Source organism: Micrococcus antarcticus (genome assembly GCF_044872765.1).
Lineage (GTDB): Bacteria > Actinomycetota > Actinomycetes > Actinomycetales > Micrococcaceae > Micrococcus.
The window spans coordinates 1,613,164-1,631,284 of sequence record NZ_CP085253.1 but is presented as its reverse complement, the minus strand read 5'-3'; the positions used below and the strand labels follow the sequence as shown (position 1 = coordinate 1,631,284).

The 18,121-nt window shown below is 74.0% G+C and carries 14 protein-coding genes and 1 pseudogene; 9 read left to right on the top strand and 6 right to left on the bottom strand.

The features are described from left to right. Positions 1-108: 108 nt before the first annotated feature. Positions 109-1,470 (bottom strand): sensor histidine kinase, encoded by a 1,362-nt coding sequence (locus LG274_RS07615; protein ID WP_404463730.1) that lies wholly within the window; start codon positions 1,468-1,470, stop codon positions 109-111. Between the two features lie 94 nt (positions 1,471-1,564). After that, entirely contained in the window at positions 1,565-2,716 is a 1,152-nt protein-coding gene (locus LG274_RS07610; RefSeq protein WP_404463728.1) for a nitronate monooxygenase, read from the bottom strand. A 63-nt stretch (positions 2,717-2,779) separates the two neighbouring features. Here LG274_RS07610 and LG274_RS07605 point away from each other — a divergent pair, with 63 nt between their 5' ends. Both LG274_RS07605 and LG274_RS07600 read left to right on the top strand, forming a co-directional pair. Then, entirely contained in the window at positions 2,780-4,234 is a 1,455-nt protein-coding gene (locus LG274_RS07605; RefSeq protein ID WP_404463726.1) for an L-lactate permease, read from the top strand. A gap of 71 nt (positions 4,235-4,305) precedes the next feature. After that, entirely contained in the window at positions 4,306-5,046 is a 741-nt protein-coding gene (locus LG274_RS07600; protein ID WP_404463724.1) for a histidine kinase, read from the top strand. 128 nt (positions 5,047-5,174) lie between these two features. Here the strand turns inward: LG274_RS07600 and LG274_RS07595 are convergent, their stop codons facing one another. The 3 genes from LG274_RS07595 to LG274_RS07585 form a co-directional block, all read right to left on the bottom strand. Continuing rightward, positions 5,175-8,555: an HAD-IA family hydrolase gene (locus LG274_RS07595; protein ID WP_404463722.1), complete on the bottom strand. Its 3,381-nt coding sequence runs from the start codon at positions 8,553-8,555 to the stop codon at positions 5,175-5,177. Positions 8,556-8,696: 141 nt separating this feature from the next. Continuing rightward, positions 8,697-9,950, bottom strand: a complete 1,254-nt coding sequence (locus LG274_RS07590; protein WP_298985859.1) for a methyltransferase domain-containing protein — start codon at positions 9,948-9,950, stop codon at positions 8,697-8,699. 8 nt (positions 9,951-9,958) lie between these two features. Continuing rightward, the gene (locus tag LG274_RS07585; protein ID WP_298985861.1) at positions 9,959-10,567 is read right to left on the bottom strand and encodes a hypothetical protein; all 609 of its coding nucleotides are present in this window, start codon (positions 10,565-10,567) and stop codon (positions 9,959-9,961) included. Positions 10,568-10,611: 44 nt separating this feature from the next. On the opposite strand from LG274_RS07585, the gene LG274_RS07580 reads away from it, so the two are divergent. The 7 genes from LG274_RS07580 (at position 10,612) to LG274_RS07550 (ending at position 16,806) form a co-directional block, all read left to right on the top strand. Then, positions 10,612-11,571: an acyl-CoA thioesterase gene (locus LG274_RS07580; protein WP_298985863.1), complete on the top strand. Its 960-nt coding sequence runs from the start codon at positions 10,612-10,614 to the stop codon at positions 11,569-11,571. Between the two features lie 9 nt (positions 11,572-11,580). After that, the gene (locus LG274_RS07575; protein ID WP_298985865.1) at positions 11,581-12,843 is read left to right on the top strand and encodes a phosphatidylserine/phosphatidylglycerophosphate/cardiolipin synthase family protein; all 1,263 of its coding nucleotides are present in this window, start codon (positions 11,581-11,583) and stop codon (positions 12,841-12,843) included. Positions 12,844-13,151: 308 nt separating this feature from the next. Beyond that, entirely contained in the window at positions 13,152-14,627 is a 1,476-nt protein-coding gene (locus tag LG274_RS07570; RefSeq protein ID WP_404463718.1) for a rhodanese-like domain-containing protein, read from the top strand. A 48-nt stretch (positions 14,628-14,675) separates the two neighbouring features. Further along, a complete protein-coding gene (locus LG274_RS07565; RefSeq protein WP_404463716.1) occupies positions 14,676-15,329 on the top strand; it encodes a rhodanese-like domain-containing protein in 654 nt (217 codons plus the stop codon). 3 nt (positions 15,330-15,332) lie between these two features. Further along, positions 15,333-16,091: a sulfite exporter TauE/SafE family protein gene (locus LG274_RS07560; RefSeq protein WP_404463714.1), complete on the top strand. Its 759-nt coding sequence runs from the start codon at positions 15,333-15,335 to the stop codon at positions 16,089-16,091. A gap of 111 nt (positions 16,092-16,202) precedes the next feature. Beyond that, positions 16,203-16,481: a metal-sensitive transcriptional regulator gene (locus LG274_RS07555; RefSeq protein WP_248115742.1), complete on the top strand. Its 279-nt coding sequence runs from the start codon at positions 16,203-16,205 to the stop codon at positions 16,479-16,481. A 133-nt stretch (positions 16,482-16,614) separates the two neighbouring features. Next, entirely contained in the window at positions 16,615-16,806 is a 192-nt protein-coding gene (locus LG274_RS07550; RefSeq protein ID WP_404463712.1) for a hypothetical protein, read from the top strand. A 131-nt stretch (positions 16,807-16,937) separates the two neighbouring features. On the opposite strand, the pseudogene LG274_RS07545 reads toward LG274_RS07550, so the two are convergent. Beyond that, positions 16,938-17,784: pseudogene (locus LG274_RS07545) on the bottom strand (acyl-CoA thioesterase). Between the last annotated feature and the right edge of the window lie 337 nt (positions 17,785-18,121).

Below are 18,121 nucleotides of genomic sequence, written 5' to 3'. Positions count from 1 at the left end.
TCATGCCGCCGGGCGCAGTACTGCCACCTGACCCCCGTGGTTGCTTGGCAGTACTGCGCCCGGCAGAGATGCGGGCGGTGTTCGGCGGCGGGTGTTCGGCGGCGGGCTCTAGACCGCGGAGTAGGGCAGGTGCGCGCTCACGCGGAACCCGGCCCCGACGCGCGGGCCGGTCTCCACGGTGCCCCCGAACAGGGTCACGCGCTCGGCGAGTCCGCGCAGCCCCTGGCCCGAGCCTGCCGTGGCGGGGTCGGCGCCGGCGCCCCGCCCGTCGTCGTCGGCCTGGATGTCCAGCCCGCGGGCGGTCCACGCGAGGGTCACGAAGGCGCGCGCCCGCGGGCCGCCGTGCCGCAGCGTGTTGGTGAGCGCCTCCTGCACGATCCGGTACGCCGTGAGCTCACCGCCCGCCGGGAGCGCACGGCGTGGGGTGCCCGTCTCCAGGAGCGAGATCTCGAGGCCGGAGAGGCGCATGGTGTCGACGAGCGAGGGCACGTCCGCCAGTCGGGGCTGCGGGCGGTGCTCCACGGGACGGGAGCCGAGGCCGCCGGTCGAGGCGGCGGGGCCGGGGGCGCGGGGCGTCGACGGCGCGGAGGGCTCCACGGTCCCCGCGCCCGTCCCGGACTCCGCGATGCCGGGCACCCCGGCCACGGTCTGGCCGGTCTCCCGGAGCACGCCGAGCAGCTGGCGCATGTCCGCCAGCGCCGCGCGGCCCGTCTGCCCGATGGTGCCGAGCGCCTGCACGGCGATCTCGGGCCTGGCGGCCGCGGCGTACCGGGCGCCGTCGGACTGGGAGATGATCACCTGCAGCGAGTGGGCCACGATGTCGTGCATCTCCCGGGCGATGTGGTTGCGCTCGTCCGCGGCGGCCAGCTGGCGCTCCTGGCGCGCCTGCGTCTCGAGCCGGCGGGCGCGGTCCTCGAGAGCGCGCAGGGCCAGCCGCCGGTGGCGCACGGTGTCCCCGAACGCCCACGCCGTCAGCACCACGGAGCCGCAGCCGATCGTCATGATGACGAACGCCTCGAGCGTGGGCGGGGACTGCACGCCCTCGGCGCCGGTGAACGCCGCGGGGAACAGCCATACGCGCAGGCCGTAGAGCAGGCCGCCCGCGAGCGCGGTCAGCAGGCCCGCGAAGGAGACCCACCGCGGGGCGTTGGCCGCGAGGTTGTAGACCGTCATCGGCACGAGCACGAGCACCGCGCTGAACTCCGGGCCGAACAGCAGGTGGAGCACGGCGAACACCACGACGACGACGGCCGAGGCGACCGGCCGCGTGCGGCGGGCCGCCCACGGGAGGACCATCCCTGCGGAGAGCACGATGGCGATCGCGGCCTCGACCGGAGCCGGGCCCGCGAGCGTGCCCAGCATGACCCACGGCCCCGCGCCGAACACCAGGAGCAGCAGGACCGTGGCGATCACGTCGGTGCGCACCGGGTGGGCGCGCATCCACTGGTCGATCCGGTGCAGGGGGTTCACGCGGGCCAGCCTAGGGGCGTGGCCGCTCGCCGCGCGTCAGTCCGGGGGATGACGCCCCCGGCACGACGGGTCTCGGAGCGGGCCTCGGGGGCGCTCAGCGGGGGTCGAGGGAGGCCAGCACGGCGGCGGCGTCCGCCTCCCGCACGCGGCCCGCGCCGGTGCCGGCCCACAGGTGCACGCGGCCCAGGTCCCCGCGCTGGGCGGCCGCGGCGCGCAGCCCCGTCGTGAGCACGTTGACCTCCGGGTACGCAGCCGGCGCGTCCGGGAACGCCGCCATGAAGGGGGTCCGCAGGGACCGTGCCCAGCGCCCCGTGAAGGCGCGGGTCACGGCGGTGTCGGCCGCGCCGTCGTCGCCGGTGAAGGCCACGCCCGCCGCGGCCTGCCGCAGGCCCTCGCGGTGCACCGCCGAGGTGCCCGCCTCGGGCGTGAGCAGGAACGCGGTGCCCGCGGCCACGGCGGTGGCGCCCGTGCCGAGGAGGGTGCGGACCGGCGCCGCGGAGGCGACGCCGCCCGCCGCCACGAGCGGCATGCCCGGCCCGACGGCGGCGGACACCTCCGCCACAAGGGCGACGGCTCCCGTGGTCCCCGGGTCCGCGGCCGGGTCCAGTGTGCCGCGGTGGCCTCCCGCCTCCGGGCCCTGCACCACGAGGAACGCCGCCCCGTTCCGCACGGCCGCGCGCGCCTCGGCCGTGCTCGTCACGGTGACCCCGGCCACGATGTCCGCGGCGGCGAGCCGGCCGAAGACCTCTGCGGCGGGCAGTCCGAACGTGAAGGTCACCATCGGCCAGGCCTGCTCCTCGGCCGCGGCCAGCATCGCCTCGAAGGCGTCCCGCTCGGCGTCCGAGTCCGGGGTGGCGTCCTCGATCGTGGGCAGGGCCGCGCCGAGCTCCTCCGCCACCGGCGCGAGGCGCTCGCGGTAGGCGGCGACGTCGTCGCGCCGGCGGGCGCGCGCGGCGGCGGTGCGCGCACCCGCCGGGACGGCGGTGGTGACCGCGTCCGGGACGAAGAGGTTCACGCCCCAGTGCTCCTCCCCCCGGCATCCGGCGGTCAGGAGACGCCGCAGCTCGTCCACCTGCGCGCGGACCTCCTCCGGGGCTCGCATCCCGCCGGCCAGGACGCCGCCCCCGCCCGCGCGCAGCACGGCGGCGACGAGCGCGGGCGTCGAGGGCCCGCCGGCCATCGGGGCGGCGAACACGGGCACCGCGGGGGAGAGGACGTCATGCGGGGAGACGGGGGTCATGGCCATGCCGCCAGCCTAGGAGGAGGGGCCTACAGTGGGTGGGTCCGAGGCCCGGGAGAGGGGGTGCGTGTGCAGGTCCTGTGGTCGCTGGCCCCCATCCTCCTCACCCTCGCCCTGCTGCTGACGAAGCTGCCCGCGTGGGTGGCCCCGGCCGCCGGCGCGCTGCTGGCCGCCGTCCTGGCTCCCACCGTGTTCGGCGTGGACCCGGGGGCGCTCGGAGTCGCGGTCGCCGGCGGCGTGCCCACGGTCCTGGAGATCCTCGCGATCATCGCCGGCGGCATCACGCTCTCCCGCGTCATGGAGTACACCGGTGCGCACCAGCGCCTCGGGCAGTGGCTCTCCGCGGGGGCGGGTCCCTCGATCGCCACGGGCCTGCTCATGGTGCACGGCGTGATCCCGTTCCTGGAGACGGTCACGGGCTTCGGGGTCTCGCTGATCGTCGGCGTGCCGCTGCTGATCGGCTTGGGGTACACGGCGTTCCGGTCCGCGGTGATGGCCGTGCTCGCCCTCACCATCGGGCCGTGGGGGTCCATGGCGCCGGGAACCCTGCTGGGCGCCCGGCTGGGGCACCTGGACTTCCAGCAGCTCGGCGTCACCACGGCGGTGTTCAACCTCCCCGCCTCGTTGCTCGCGGGCGTGGTCACGGTCCTGCTGCTCCGGGGGTCACGCGGCACGCGGTTCGACGCCGGCCCGGCCCGTCTCGCCCCGTGGATCGGGGTCGCCCTGCTCTCGGGCGTGGCCCAGTGGGCGCTCATCCTGGGGGCGAACCTGCTGGTCGGCACGGCGCCGGCGGGCGCCCTCGGCACGTTCGTGCTCACCGCGGCCTGGCTGCTCGTGGTCCGTCGGGGCCGGCTCACGCCCGGACCGGGGCGCGACGTCGTCCCGTACCTCACGCTCATGGTGGGCACCGTCATCGGCACCACGGCGGAGTCCGCGCTCGCGCTGAGCGGGCCGCTGTCCGTCGTCGGGACCCCGGCGCTGTGGGCGTTCGTGGCGGTCGGCGTGGGGGTGCGCCTGCTGCACCTGGACGCCGCGGGGCGGCGCGCCGTGCCCGGGGAGGCCGCGCGCCTGTGGGTGGGCACCGCCATTCCCAACGCGCTGTACGTGGCGTTCGGCCTGACGCTCTCGGCGGGCGGGGTCTCCGGCGCGCTGGCGGGCGCGCTCAGCGGCATGGGGGAGTCCTACCTGGTGGCCGTCCCCTTCATCGCGGCCCTGGGCGGGTTCATCACGGCGTCCAACACGGGCGCGATGGCGCTCTTCGGCCCGCTCCAGATGGACACGGGGGCCGCGTTGGGCGTGCCGCCCGTATGGACCAACGGCCTCCACAACGCCGCCGCAGGCTGGGGCATCATCCCGGGCCCGGCACGCATCCAGGTGGCCCACGGCATGGCCGCCGGCTCCCAGACCTCGGAGATGCCCGGCTGGGCCGTGAGCCGCGGCGCCCTGTTCGCGGTGCTGTTCCCCACCATGCTGGCCGGCATCGTTCTCATGTCCGTGATGGGCTGGTTCCTGCTGCCGCGGTGAGCGGCAGGCGGGCCCACGTCCCGACCTTCGGCGGAGGCGCCCGCCCCGCTCGCGCACCTAGGCTGAACGGCATGATCCGTGTAGTCGTGGCCGACGACCAGACCCTCATGCGCACCGCCCTGGAGCACTTCGTGGCGCAGGCCGACGACATGGAGGTGGTCGGCTCCGCCGAGGACGGCCTCCAGGCCCTGGACCTGGCCCGCGCCCGGATCCCCGACGTCGTCGCGCACGGCCTCACCGTGATCACCATGCAGGCGGCCATGCTGCCCACCCAGACCGACCCCGCAGCGCGCGCCGCCTCGGAGACGGCGATCGAGGAGGCCGCTCGCCAGTCCCTCGTGGACCTGCGGCGCATGCTCACGGCCCTGCGCGGCTCGGACCGCAACGCGCAGACCGCCGAGGGCGACATCGCCGTGGATCTGCCGGCCCGCTTCGACGAGTTCGAGTCGCACCTGCACGCGGCCGGCTTCGCCGTGGAGCGCACCCTCGCGGACCTCGACCGTCTGCCCCGCTCCATGGAGCTCACGGTGCTGCGCGTGGTGCAGGAGTCCGTGACCACCATCCTCAAGCACACTCCGCGCCGCGGCACGGTGCACCTGTGCTCCCGGTTCGACGACGACGGCCACCTCGTCCTCGAGGTGACCAGCCCGCTCACCACGGGCGAGCCGCGGGCCAGCCGGGTGGTCTCGGCCATCCCCTCCGGCTTCGGCCTGGCGGGCATGCGCGAGCGCGTGGCCGTGTTCGGCGGCGCGCTCACCGCCGGCCCGATGGGCGACGGCTGGACCGTGCGGGCCGTCCTGCCGACCCGCTGACCTGCACCCCGCCCCGCCCCCCTGCGACCCTGCGTTTTCGCTAGGGAAATCGTCGTCTCCCTCCCAGCGGATCGGGATGGAGACGACGATTTCCCTCGCGAAAGTCCTGGCGCCCGGGGGAGGAGGACTCAGCCCAGCGGGACCGTGATCTCCTGGCCCGGGCAGAGCGTGTGCTCCTGGCCCGCGATGACCATGGGGACCTCATGCCACATGCCGTCGCCGGCCCGCACGGTCACCTCCGTCTGCGCCATGTGGATCTCCACCGGCTGCTGGTGCCACCGGATCGTGAAGCGCGCGCCGGGCAGCTGGGAGGGCAGGCGCGGGGAGAGGCGCACGACGCCGTCGCGCGTCTCCAGGCCCGCGTAGCAGCGGATGACGGTGTCCACGGTGCCGGCCATGAGGCCGAGATGGATGCCCTCCTTCGTGGTGCCGCCCTGGGTGTCGGAGAGGTCCGACTCGAGCGCCTCCGTGAAGAGGTCCCACGAGCGGTCCGGGTCTGTGCGGGCCGCCACCCACGCGTGCACCAGACGGGAGAGCGTGGAGCCGTGCGTGGAGCGGGCCTCGTAGTAGGCCACCATCCGCTGGTAGGCCTCCTCCGGGAGCTCGTAGCCCATGCGCCGCAGGATCTCGTCGAGCTCCTCGGCGGAGAACAGGTAGCCGAGCATGAGGGTGTCGGCCTGCTTGGAGAGCTTGTACCGGTTGGTGGCGTCGCCCTCCGCCTGCAGGATCAGGTCCATGCGGCCGATGTTGCCGTACGTGGCGCGGTAGGCGTCCCAGTCGAACTCCTCCAGGTCCTGGTAGCCCTCGAACTGCGCCAGGATGCCGGCCTCCTCGCCCTCGGTGAAGAACGGGACCGTGAGCCTCGCGCTGATCTCCTCCCAGCGCTCGATCTCCTCCTCGGTGACCTCCATGACCTCGGTGAGGCCGTCGTCGAGGGTGTCCAGCCAGCGGACCAGGCGTGCGGTCTCGGCCAGGACCCATGAGGTCAGCACGTTGGTGTACGCGTTGTTGCGCAGGCCCGAGCCGGGGGTCTCCGGGTAGCCGTCGTGGAACTCGTCCGGGCCCATGACGCCGTGGATCTCATAGCGGTCCGTCTCCGCGTTGTGCAGGGTCATGGACACGAAGAAGCGGGAGATCTCCACGAGCATCTCGGCGGCGTAGTCCGAGATGAACGCGGCGTCCTTGGTGATCTCGATGTACCGCAGCACCGAGTACGCGATGTCCAGGGAGACGTGGCGCTGGTTGTGGGAGTTGTCCGGCATCCACATGCGCGAGCGCGGGTTCCACAGCTCGGTGGGGGTCTCCTCGCCGCCGTCCGCGCCGGACTGCCACGGGAACATGGCGCCGGCCCAGCCCTCGGCCTGCGCGTTGGCGCGGGCCTCGCCGAGGCGGCGGAACCGGTACATCAGCAGGCCGCGGGTGATCTCCGGGCGGCGCAGCGTGAGCATCGGGTAGACGTAGATCTCGTCCCAGAAGATGTGCCCGCGGTAGCCCTCGCCGTGCAGGCCGCGGGCGCCCAGGGAGGCGTCCAGGTCCCGACGCCGGCCATAGGCCGTCTGCAGCACGTGGAAGGTGTGCAGGTTCAGGGCCAGCTGCTGGCGCAGGGAGGCACCGTCCTTGCCCACCGTGACGGCCGAGCCCACGGAGGCGGAACGGCCGGCCTCGAACACCGGGGTCTCGTACTCGTCGCCCTCGGCGAGCTGCGCCGTGGAGCGGCGCTGGTTGCGGTGCGCGTCCGCGAGGTCGATCCGCACGGCGAAGCGGTCCCAGTTCATCCCCCAGCGCTGCTCGTGCAGGGTCAGCAGGTTGCGGAAGTTCTGCGCGCGCTGCACGGTCTTGACCGCCGACTCCCACACGGAGGCGTTGGCGTGGTCGTGCGTGGTGGCCACGGCCGCGGTCTTCTCCAGCACGAGCGGCACGCCCTCCTCCACGTGGAGGCGGATGTCCTGGCCCGCGACGAGGGGCGAGTCGTCCACGGGGCGGCGGATCGGCTGGTGGTGGCCCACGGGGGCCACCTGCCGGGTGCGGGCGGCCACGGCCACGTGGATGCGGGACTGGCTCGTGACGGTCTCCAGCAGGACGGTCTCGCCGTCGATCTCGCGGGCCTGCGAGGGCTCGAGGTGGTGGTTGGCCAGCGTGCGGTCGTCCGAGACGTTGAGGTTGGCCACGCGGCCCTCGATCAGCGAGCGCACGGTGAGGTCGCCGGACCAGTTCTCGGCCACCACGGTGAGCTCGATGGCCGCGATGTGGCGGTTGGCGAGCGACTGGAACTGGCGGGTGTGCAGGGTGGTGCGGCGGCCCTGCCCGTCCTCGAACGTCATGGTGCGGGAGAGGACGCCGCGGCGCAGGTCCATCTCCTGGATGAACTCCACGAGGTTCTCGTCGCTCGGCAGCAGGGGGCGGCCGCCGCGGGGGATGACCACCAGCGGCGTCCAGTCCTGGATGTTCACCATGTGCTCGGTGACGACCTCGCGGCCCTGGACCATGGAGGTCAGGCGGTTGAACACGCCGGCCATGTAGGTGCCGGGGTAGTGCACGTCCGTGATGACGGTGCCGGGGATGGCGCCGCGCGTGCCCCAGTACCCGTTGGCCATCGTGCAGAGCACCTCGCGCGTGCCCTCGGCGGCGGCGTCGAAGTCGGTCCAGCGCAGCACCCAGGCGGCGTCGAAGGGGGCGGCGGTGCGCTCGTCCAGCGCGAGCGTGCCGTAGTCCTCCACCACCAGGTGGGCGCCGGCGTCCTTGAGGCGGCCGCGGCCGAGGTCCGGCTCGCGGTCCACGCCGATCACCAGGCCGAAGCGGCCGTCCGCGGCGGCCTTGACGCCGGAGACGGCGTCCTCCAGCACCATCGCGTCCGCCACGTCCACGCCGAGCTCGCGCGCGGCCTCCCAGAACATGGCCGGGTCCGGCTTGCCGGGCAGGCCGCGCTCCACGGCGGTGTTGCCGTCCACGATCACGGGGAAGAAGTCCAGCACCCCGCCGGCACCGAGCACCGCGCGCGAGTTCTTGGAGCTGGTCACGAGGGCCACCGGAACGCCGCGGCGGCGCAGCTTCTCCAGCAGGTCGAGCGCCTCGGGGAAGACGCGCACGCCGTCGCGCTCGAGGACCGCCTCGAAGTAGCCCTGCTTGCGCTCGGCCAGGCCGAGGACGGTCAGCTCCGGGGCGGACTCGGCCTCGGGGGCGTCGGCCTCCGGCACGCGCAGGCCGCGGGAGGCGAAGAAGGCCCGCACGCCGTCCTCGCGGGGGCGCCCGTCCACGTGGTGCAGGTAGTCGCCCGCGGCGTCGAAGGGGCGCAGGCGCTCCGGGTCCGCGGCGACGGCGGCCTCGTTGGCCTCCAGGGCGCCGACGGCGGGCAGCGCCTCGTCGAAGAGCTCCTTCCACGCCGCGGCGTGGACGCCGGCCGTGTCGGTGATGACGCCGTCCATGTCGAAGATCACCGCGCGGTAGCGGCGCAGCCGGTGGCGGCGGGCGTTCAGGTCCTGCGAGGCAGCGGGCGTGAGGGTCTGCGTCATGAGCGGGAGGGGCCTTTGCGCTGGTCGGGGAGAGGCCGCGGGTGGCCTCGGGCACTGGGAGACAGCCTAGGGGGAGCGGTCGGCGCGCGTCCCGCCCTCGCGGGGCGAACTTCCGGTGAACCCGCTCACGGGGCGGAGCCGTCAGCGGCGCACGAGGTGCACGAGGGTCTCGGCGTGCCCGGTCTGCGGGAACATGTCGAACACCCGGGCGCGCTCCACGCGGTAGGCCGGCAGGGCCGCGAGGTCCTTCGCGAGGGAGGCCGCGTTGCAGCTGGAGTAGAGGACGTGCGGCACGACCGAGGCCTGCAGCCCCGCCGCCAGCTCGGGGCCGATGCCCCGGCGCGGCGGGTTCACGACGACGGCGTCCGGCACCGGCGCACCGGCGACCCGGCTGGGGTCGGCGGCGGCGTGCGGGCCCTCGCCCCGTCTCGCCGAGGACAGCGCCTGGGTGGCGTCGCCGGCGTCGAGGTGCACGCGGTCGGCCAGGCCCAGCTCCACGGCGGTGAGCCGTGCCGCGGCGATCGCGTCCTCGCTCGTCTCCATCCCCCAGACCTCGGCCACGCCGGCGCCGCCGTCGGCCACGGGACGGGCCAGGTGGAACGCGAAGCCGCCCACGCCGCAGTACAGGTCCCACGCGCTCGCGGGGCGGGCCTCGGCGAGCCACGCCGCCGCCGTCGCGTAGAGGGCGCGGGTCACGGCGGTGTTGGTCTGGAAGAAGCCCTGCGGACGCAGGCGCAGCCCGATCCCGTTGAGCTCCATGCGCAGGGTGGCGTCCCCGGCGAGGTGGACCTCCTCGCGGCCCTCGGGCAGGGCCACGTGCTCGGGCAGCAGGTTCGCCGTCACCACCCTCGCCGGCGTGCCGGCCTCCTCGAGCGCCGTCCGCAGCGCGGGGACCGCGGCCCGCAGCGCGTCGAGTCGGTCACGGGAGCGCAGCACGAAGCGCACCATCGCCTCGCGGTCCGGGGAGAGCGTCACGATCACGTTCTTCAGCTCGCCGGTGCGCGCGGCCACGTCGTAGGGGGTCAGGTCCGCGGCGCGCACCGTGTCCGCCACGGCGGCGGCGATCCGTTCCATCCCGGGCTCGTACAGGGGGCAGTCGCGCAGGTCCCAGCCGGTGCCGTCGTGGTGCCTGGGGTGTTGGTTCGGGTCCAGGATGCCCAGGCGCGGGTCCTGGGCCGTGCCGGTCACCACGAGCTTGGCCTTGTTGCGGAATCCGGCCGCGGGGGAGGGCGCGGGGTCCAGCCACCGGGTCCCGGCGTCCGACACGTCCGCGAGGCGCTCGCGCACCGCCGCGGCCTTGTCCGCCAGCTGCACGGCGTAGGGCACGCCCAGGAGGGTGCAGGAGCGGCAGCGGCCGGCGTCGTAGTGGTGGCAGAGAAGGACGGGCGAGTCCACGGCGCGGCTCAGAAGTCCGTGCTCGCGCGCAGCTCGGGGCGGTCCAGGCGCTCGGCGAGGTGGTCCAGGGCGAGCTCCGCCGCGGCAGCGATGTCCGCATCCACGTCCATCACCAGGGCGGAGAGCACGGGCACGGCGGCCTCGAGGTCGTTCGGGCCGGCCAGGGCGCCCAGGGCAGAGGCCGCCGACGCGCGGACCTCAGGGTCCGGGTCGCAGCACCCTGCGCCGACGCGCTCCACGAGCGCGTGGTCCACCGCGGCGTCGGCGCGCAGGGCGTCGGCCCGTGCGGCCAGCACGAGGTGCACCGCGGAGCGCACCTCGGGCTCGGGGGCGTCGAGGGCGGCCACCAGGGCGGGCAGGGCCCGGCGGTGCCAGGCGCGCGTGAGCGCCAGGGCGCCGGCCGCGGCGGGGGTGAGGGCGTCGTCGTCGCCCAGGATGGCCTGGGCCGCCCCCGAGGTGACGTCCTCCGGGGTGCTGGAACCGTCCAGCAGGCGCGTGGCCACACCCACGACGGCGGCCTCGCCGCGCTCCTCCACGGCGCGCGCCACGCGGCGGGAGAGGCGGTTCAGGGGAGTCTGCGGTTGCGCGGGCAGCGGCAGGGGTTCGCGGGGGGTCATGCGCCCATTCTCCCGCTGTCCGGGGCGGTGATACGTTCGGTGACATGAAGCACATCGGAGCCCTGTCCCTCGACTTCCGGGCGGACAGCTTCGACCATCCCTCCGGGATCGTGGACGCCGGCACCGCGATCTCCTGGATCGACAAGGTCTGCTATGCCGTCGCCGCGAGCTGGTCCGGCTCCTTCGTGCGCGCCCGCTACATGGGGAACATGCAGTTCCGCCACGCCGTGCCCGTGGACACGCAGGCCACGGTGCAGGCGCGCGTCGTGCACACGGACGGCTCCGACGTGCACGTGCAGACGCGCCTGATGCTGCCGGAGATCCCCGACGCCGCCGGCGACCCCACGGTCTGCACCTCCTCCATCGCGGTGTACTCGGCCGAGGAGGGCGGCACCCGCCTCACCGTCCCCCAGTGGGTCCCCGCCACCCCGAACCAGGTCGAGCGCGACGAGCAGGCCCGGCGCTCCACCGTGGCCCGGCGCGAGGTGGAGCGGGGGATGGCCGAGCTGCCCTTCCCCGCCTCCGCCGCGGACCTCGAGGAGATGACCACCCTCTCCTTCCTCGCCCCCACGTCCGAGGCCACCGTGGGCGGCACCGTGAACGCCGGCGCGGTCATGCGCTGGGTGGACGAGGCCGCGGGCGTGTGTGCGGCACGCTGGACGGGCCATGAGAACGTGGTGGCCGTGTTCGCCGGCGGCGTGCGGTTCGTGCGCAACGTGCGGGTCGGCGACCTCGTGCGGGTGGACGCCCTCCTGGTGCACACCACGGACCGCTCCATGCACGTGGCTCTGCGCGTGTACGCCGGGCGTCGCACGAGCCGACGCCCCCGGCTCGTGGCCCACTCGATCTCGGTGATGGTGGACGTCTCAGACGAGGGCCGCGCCGGCGTCGTGCGGCGCTACGTGCCCGTGAGCGAGGCCGCCCGGCGGCTCGAGGAGTCCGCGGTCGAGCTCGTGCGCCTGCGCTCCGAGATGGGGGCGGCCTGGACGTACGCCCGTCCGTAGAATGCGCGGATGAACGAGATCCCCGTCCTCGGACGCCCCGCCCTCCGCCGGCTCGTGGTCCGCGGCCTCACCGCCGGAGCCGCCGCCCTCGTCGTCCTCCCCACCGTGACCGCGGTCGCGCTCACCGGGATCGACCTCGTCAAGCGCCGCGGACGAAAGCAGCGTCCCGCCCAGCGGCCGGGCACGTTCCACGTCGAGGCCGGGGAGTCCTCCGTGAGCATCTTCACCTCCGGCGAGGAGCTCTTCGAGGCGATGATCGCCGCGATCGACGACGCCCGCGAGTCCGTCAAGCTCGAGACGTACATCTGGAAGGGCGACGAGACCGGCCAGCGGTTCATGGACGCGGTCAACCGGGCGGCCGAGCGCGGCGTGCGGGTGTGGATCTCCTACGACGGCTTCGCCAACCTCGTGGTGAGCCCCCGGTTCTACCGGCAGTTCCATCCCGCCGTGCAGGTGTACCGAATGCCGGCCTTCACCCGCCCGTACTGGCGGGGGATCGTGCGGCACACCGGCTTCAACCACTCCAAGATCCTCGTGGTGGACCACGAGGTGGGGTTCGTGGGCGGCTACAACATCGGCGACGACTACGCCCACCACTGGCGGGACACGCACGTGCGCCAGGTGGGGCCGGCGGTCTGGGGGCTGGACCACTCGATCGCCACCGTGTGGAACGCAGGCCACGCGCCCGAGGAGCGCATGGAGTGGCACACGCCGGACTCCTGGAACCAGGCCGTCACCGTGGCCTCCAACCTGCCGATCCAGCTGGTCTACCCGGTCCGCCGCGTGTACCTCGAGGCGATCGAGCGGGCGCGGGACCACATCTACATCAACACCCCGTACTTCATCCCGGACCAGCAGATCCTCGAGGCGCTCAAGGACGCCGCACGCCGGGGGGTGGACGTGCAGGTCATGCTGCCCAAGGACTCCAACCACGTGGTGGCCGACTGGGTCTCCCGCGGGTTCTACGCCGAGATGCTCGAGGCCGGCATCACGGTCCTGCTCTACAGGGCGAGCATGATCCACGCCAAGACCGCCACGGTGGACGGTGAGTGGGGCACCGTGGGCACCGCCAACATCGACCGCCTCTCCCTGGGCTACAACTACGAGACGAACCTCTCCGTGGTGGGTGCCGAGTTCGCCGCCCGCATGGAGGAGATCTTCCGCGCCGACGCCGCCCACTGCGACGTGGTCACCTCGCCGCGCTGGGAGGACCGCCACGGCATCGCCCGCGTGGTGGAGACCCTGCTCGTGCCGCTGCGCCCGCTGCTCTGACGGGCAGGGCCTCCGGGGCGCCGAACGTCTGAGGCACTGAGGCACTGAGGCGCCGAGCATCCGGGGCGCCGACCCGGGGCGTCGGCCGCCGGCTCTCCGTCGCAGTCCTTCCCCCCCCCAGCCCGGCGCCCCCGCCCCCCTGCGCGACCCCTCCGTTTCGACCGCTGCGAGTCCCTCGCGCTGTGGGGCGCCCTCCTGCTTGCATACCCCCAGGGGTATGTTCTACGCTGACCTCCGCTATACCCCAGGGGGTATAGCGCCGGCGTCGCCCGCCGTCGTCGCCCCAGCCCCGATCCCAGGAGGACCCCATGCTGCTCGAGCGCATCTACGACGAGGACCTGGCCCAGGCCAGCTACGTGATCGGCTGCCAGGCGAAGAAGGAGGCCATGGTGGTGGACCCCCGCCGCGACGTGCAGGTCTACCTGGACTTCGCCGCGCACCACGGCATGACCATCACGCACGTGACCGAGACCCACATCCACGCCGACTTCCTCTCCGGCACCCGGGAGCTGGCCGCGCGCACCGGCGCCCAGATCCACCTCTCCGGCGAGGGCGGCGAGGACTGGTCCTACGGCTTCGAGGGGAACCTCCTCCACGACGGCGACGAGATCCGCCTGGGCAACATCACCGTCACCGCCCAGCACACCCCGGGGCACACCCCCGAGCACCTGAGCTACCTCGTGCAGGACGGCGCGTTCGCGGACGGCCCCGGCTACTACCTCACCGGCGACTTCGTCTTCTCGGGCGACCTCGGCCGCCCCGACCTCCTGGACGAGGCCGCCGGCGGCCAGGACACCCGCTTCCTCGGCGCGAAGCAGCTCTTCGCCTCGCTGAAGGAGAAGTTCGTGAGCCTGCCGGACCACGTGCAGGTCTTCCCCGGCCACGGTGCCGGCTCCGCGTGCGGCAAGGCGCTCGGCGCGCTGCCCTCGACGACGGTGGGCTACGAGCGCGCCTACGCCTGGTGGGCGCCCTACGTCGAGAAGGACGACGAGCAGGGCTTCGTCGACGAGCTGCTCGACGGCCAGCCGGACGCCCACGCCTACTTCGCCCGCATGAAGCGCCAGAACAAGCAGGGCCCGGCCGTCCTCGGTGAGCTGGCCCCGCTCACGGAGCTCAGCGGCGAGGCGGCCGCGGCCCGCGTGGCGGACGGGGACGTCCTCGCCGACACGCGCCCGGTCGACCAGATCCACGCCGGCACCGTGCCCGGCTCGATCGCCCTCCCGGCCAAGGACAAGGCCGCCACCCACGGCGGCTGGGCCTTCGACCCCGAGGCCGAGCGGAACGCCGGCGTCGCCATGATCCTGCTGGCGGACGACGCCGACGACGCCGGCCGGATCCGCGACCACCTGATCCGCGTCGGGGTGGACGCCGCGGACGCCTTCGTCACCAGCCTGGAGGGCTTCGACGTCGAGGCCCCGGCCACCATCACGGCGGAGGAGCTCGAGCGCAGGATCGCCGCCGGCGACGTCGTCCCCGCGGTTCCCGGCGCCGCGCCCGGCCAGGACGGCCTCGCCCTGCTCGACGTCCGGAACCGCTCCGAGCACGCCGCCGGGACCATCCCGGTCAGCGCGGGCGCGGACGGTGACGACGCGGGGGCCGCCCAGCTCTCCGCCGGCAAGGTCGCCTTCCACGAGGACGAGCTGCCGAAGGACGCCACGCTCGTGACGTTCTGCCAGTCGGGGCTGCGCAACGTCGTCGCCGCCCAGGCGCTGCGCCGTGACGGCTTCCGCGTCGTCGAGCTCGAGGGCTCGTACAACGCCTGGCAGTATCGCGTCCGCGGCTGAGCCGCCCCGCGCCACGCATCCCTGACACGCCCCAGAATGGAGACCACCATGACCGTCACGACCCTGACTCCCGTGAGCCCTGAGACCCTGCGCCAGCGCATCGCCGCCGGCGAGGCGTTCGTGCTCGACGTGCGCACCCCCGGCGAGTTCGAGGCCGAGCACATCGCCGGCTCCTACAACGTCCCGCTGGACACCCTGAAGGAGCACGCCCGCGACGTCGCCGAGCGCCTCGACGGGCACGTCGTGCTCGTCTGCGCCTCGGGGGCCCGCGCCTCCGACGCGCAGCAGCGCCTCGCCGCGGCCGGCTTCCGGGAGGCCGCCGTGCTCTCCGGCGGCATCGGCGCCTACGCCCAGGCCGGCGGCGACGTCGTCCGCCGCGGCTCCGGCTGGGCCATGGAGCGCCAGGTGCGCATGACCGCCGGCACCATCGCGCTCACCGGCGCCGTGGCGTCCCAGCTCGGCTCGCGGCGCTTCGGCCTCATCCCCGCGGCCATCGGCGCGGGCCTCACGTGGTCCGCGGTGTCCAACACGTGCGCCATGGCCTCGGTGCTGTCGAAGATGCCGTGGAACCGGCCCGCCGTCGAGCGCTCCGCCGCGGACGTCCTGGGCGGCCTCCCGACGACATCGGGCGCCTCCGGTGCCGGCCGTGCCGCCGCCGTCGCCCCGGGGACCGCCGTCCCCTCGGTCACCGGGCGGGCCTGACCGATGACCGGGCTCGCGATCGCCCTGGCGCTCGTCGTGGGCATGCTCGTGGGCATGCTCGGCGGGGGCGGATCCATCCTCATGGTGCCGCTGCTGACGTATGTGGCCGGGCTGGAGCCGCACGCGGCGATCGCGAGCTCGCTCTTCGCGGTGGGCATCGCCTCGCTCGTCTCCGTGGGCCTGCACGCCCGTCGGGGCACCGTGCGATGGCGCACGGGCGGCCTCTTTGCGGCCGGTGGCATGGTCGGCGCGGTGCTGGGCGGCACGCTGGGCTCGCTCCTGCCGGGGCCGGTCCTCACGATCGGCTTCGCGGTGATGATGCTCCTGACCGCGCGGGGCATGATCCGGGGCCGGCGCGGCGGCGGGGAGCCCGAGGGTGAGAGGAAGGTCCGGGTGGGCCGGCTGCTGGCCACGGGGCTGGGGGTCGGGCTGATCACCGGCCTCGTGGGCGCCGGGGGCGGCTTCCTCATCGTCCCCGCGCTGGTGCTGCTGGCGGGGCTGCCGATGAGCGCCGCCGTCGGGACCTCGCTCATGGTGATCGCGGCGCAGACCCTCGCCGGGTTCGCCGGCAAGCTGCCCGGCGTGAGCCTGGACTGGGGGCTCCTGCTGGCCCTGACGGGCATGGCGGTCCTCGGCGCGCTGATCGGTGTGGCGCTCGGGAAGCGGGTGCCGGACCGGGCCCTGCGGATCGGCTTCGGCTGGTTCGTGCTCCTGATGGGCGTCGGAGTGCTGGCGGCGGAGATCGCCGGCCTCGTGGCCTGACACGTCGCCCGAGACACCCCCGGGGGTATCCTGAGCGCCGACCTGCGTGGGCCTGGCCAAGCCCCGACTCACCGTTCTCCTGTCCTCTGACCGTCCCCGAAAGGACCCGCCATGCGCGCCGCCGACGCCGAGACCCAGCGCAAGATCCTCAACCGCCTCAAGCGCGCCCGCGGGCAGCTCGACGCCGTCATCCGCGAGGTCGAGGGGGAGGGGAGCTGCCGCGACGTCGTCACCCAGCTCTCCGCCGTCTCCACCGCCCTGGACCGGGCCGGCTTCGCGATCGTCTCCTCCGCCATGAAGTACTGCGTGAGCGACCCCGAGGGCGCCGCCGAGTCCGAGGAGAAGCTGACCGTGGAGGAGCTCGAGAAGCTCTTCCTCAGCCTGGCCTGAGCGGCCCCACCTCCGGCCCCTGCCTTCCGGCTGAGTCGTACCTGGAGACCGTTATCCGGCCTGGATAGCGGTCTCCGGATACAGCTCGCCGACTGCTGAACCCCTGACATCCCCGATCGAGAGGAACCTCATCATGTGCCGTCCTGCGAGGTGCGACGTCTGCGGCAAGACCACCTGGGCCGGCTGCGGCCAGCACATCGACTCCGTGAAGGCCACCGTGCCCGCCGGCCAGTGGTGCGGAGGCCGTCACACCGACGCCGAGCGTGCGGCCGCCCGCGCCGGCGGCCAGGGGCCCGGCTTCCTGGCGCGCCTCTTCCGGCGCTGACGCCGACCGGAAGCTGTGCCCGGGCCAGCTCGGCCCGGGCACAGCCTCACCTTCCACCGACCCATACTTTCGAGCCGCAACGTCACCCCTGTAGCGGCTTGAAACCATGGGTCACGCGCCAGCTGTGCCGGTCACGCGCTGCCTGCCTCCCCTGCGCCGGACCCGCCGGCGCCCAGCAGGTGGTCGGGCAGGCGGTTGCCGGGGGCCTTCGCGCGGATCTCGAGCAGGTCGCGGACGTGCTGCCACATGCATGCCCTTGTTGCCGGTGTGGATCAGCCGGGCCTCCACCTCCACCAGGTCGCCGATGTGCAGCGGGCGGTAGAAGCGCACGCCGCCGGAGAACACCGCCACGGTGTCCCGCCCGGCCCAGCGCGTCGCGCAGAGGTAGGCGGCGGTGTCGATCCACTCCATGACGATGCCGCCGTGCACCTTGCCGCCCCAGTTCACGTCCGTCGGCGCGGCGAGGAAGCGCAGGACCACGCGCTCGGCCGTGCCGGCGTCGGAGTAGACCTGCTCCTTCATGGCGGCGGTGATCTCGTCCCGCACGGCGATGCGGGAGATCGCGTACTCGCGCGCCAGCTCCTGCTCCAGGCTGCGGGGCACGAACTCGGGCACCTTGACGGGCTTGCCGTCCTCGACGGCGACGAACACCACGAGGCACCGCGTCGCCTCGCTCAGCTCACCGGTCTTGGGGTCGCCCGAGCGCACGACGGTGTTGATGTGCATCGAGCTGGACCCGGTGTAGAGGACGCTCGCGGTGACCTCCACCATCTGCCCGACGGTCACGGGCTCGCGGAAGTGGATGTTGCCCACGTACGCGGTGACGCAGTAGGTCCCCGCCCAGGCGGTGGCGGCGGCGAACGCGGCCTTGTCCACCCACTCGAGCACGCGGCCGGCGTCGACGGTGCCGGAGTGGCCCTGGTCGGTGGGGGCGGCGAGGAAGCGGAGGGTCACTTCGTGGCGAGGGGTCTCGGTCATGGACGAGATTTCGCAGGGCCCGGCCGGGGGATCTCGACCCACCGACTCTTCTTCACTCGACCGAGCCCTATGGGGGCGTTTCCGTGAACAGGAGTCGGTCCGACGGGATGCAGGACCCCGACCCGCGCTTCGCCCGTGCCTTTCAGCCGCTTCGGACCGTGCGTCGCGGTCCCCAAGTGCGGGTCGTCGCAGGTGAACGGCGAGGCCTGGACGAGGTGAGTCCCGAAGCCTGCGCGAGGCGAGGAACGGGGTGGTGCACGGACGACGGCGGCCCGTCCTGGCCCGTCCGCCGCCGGGTGCAGAATGGAGATCGACGGGGCCCGACGACGCGCCCCGT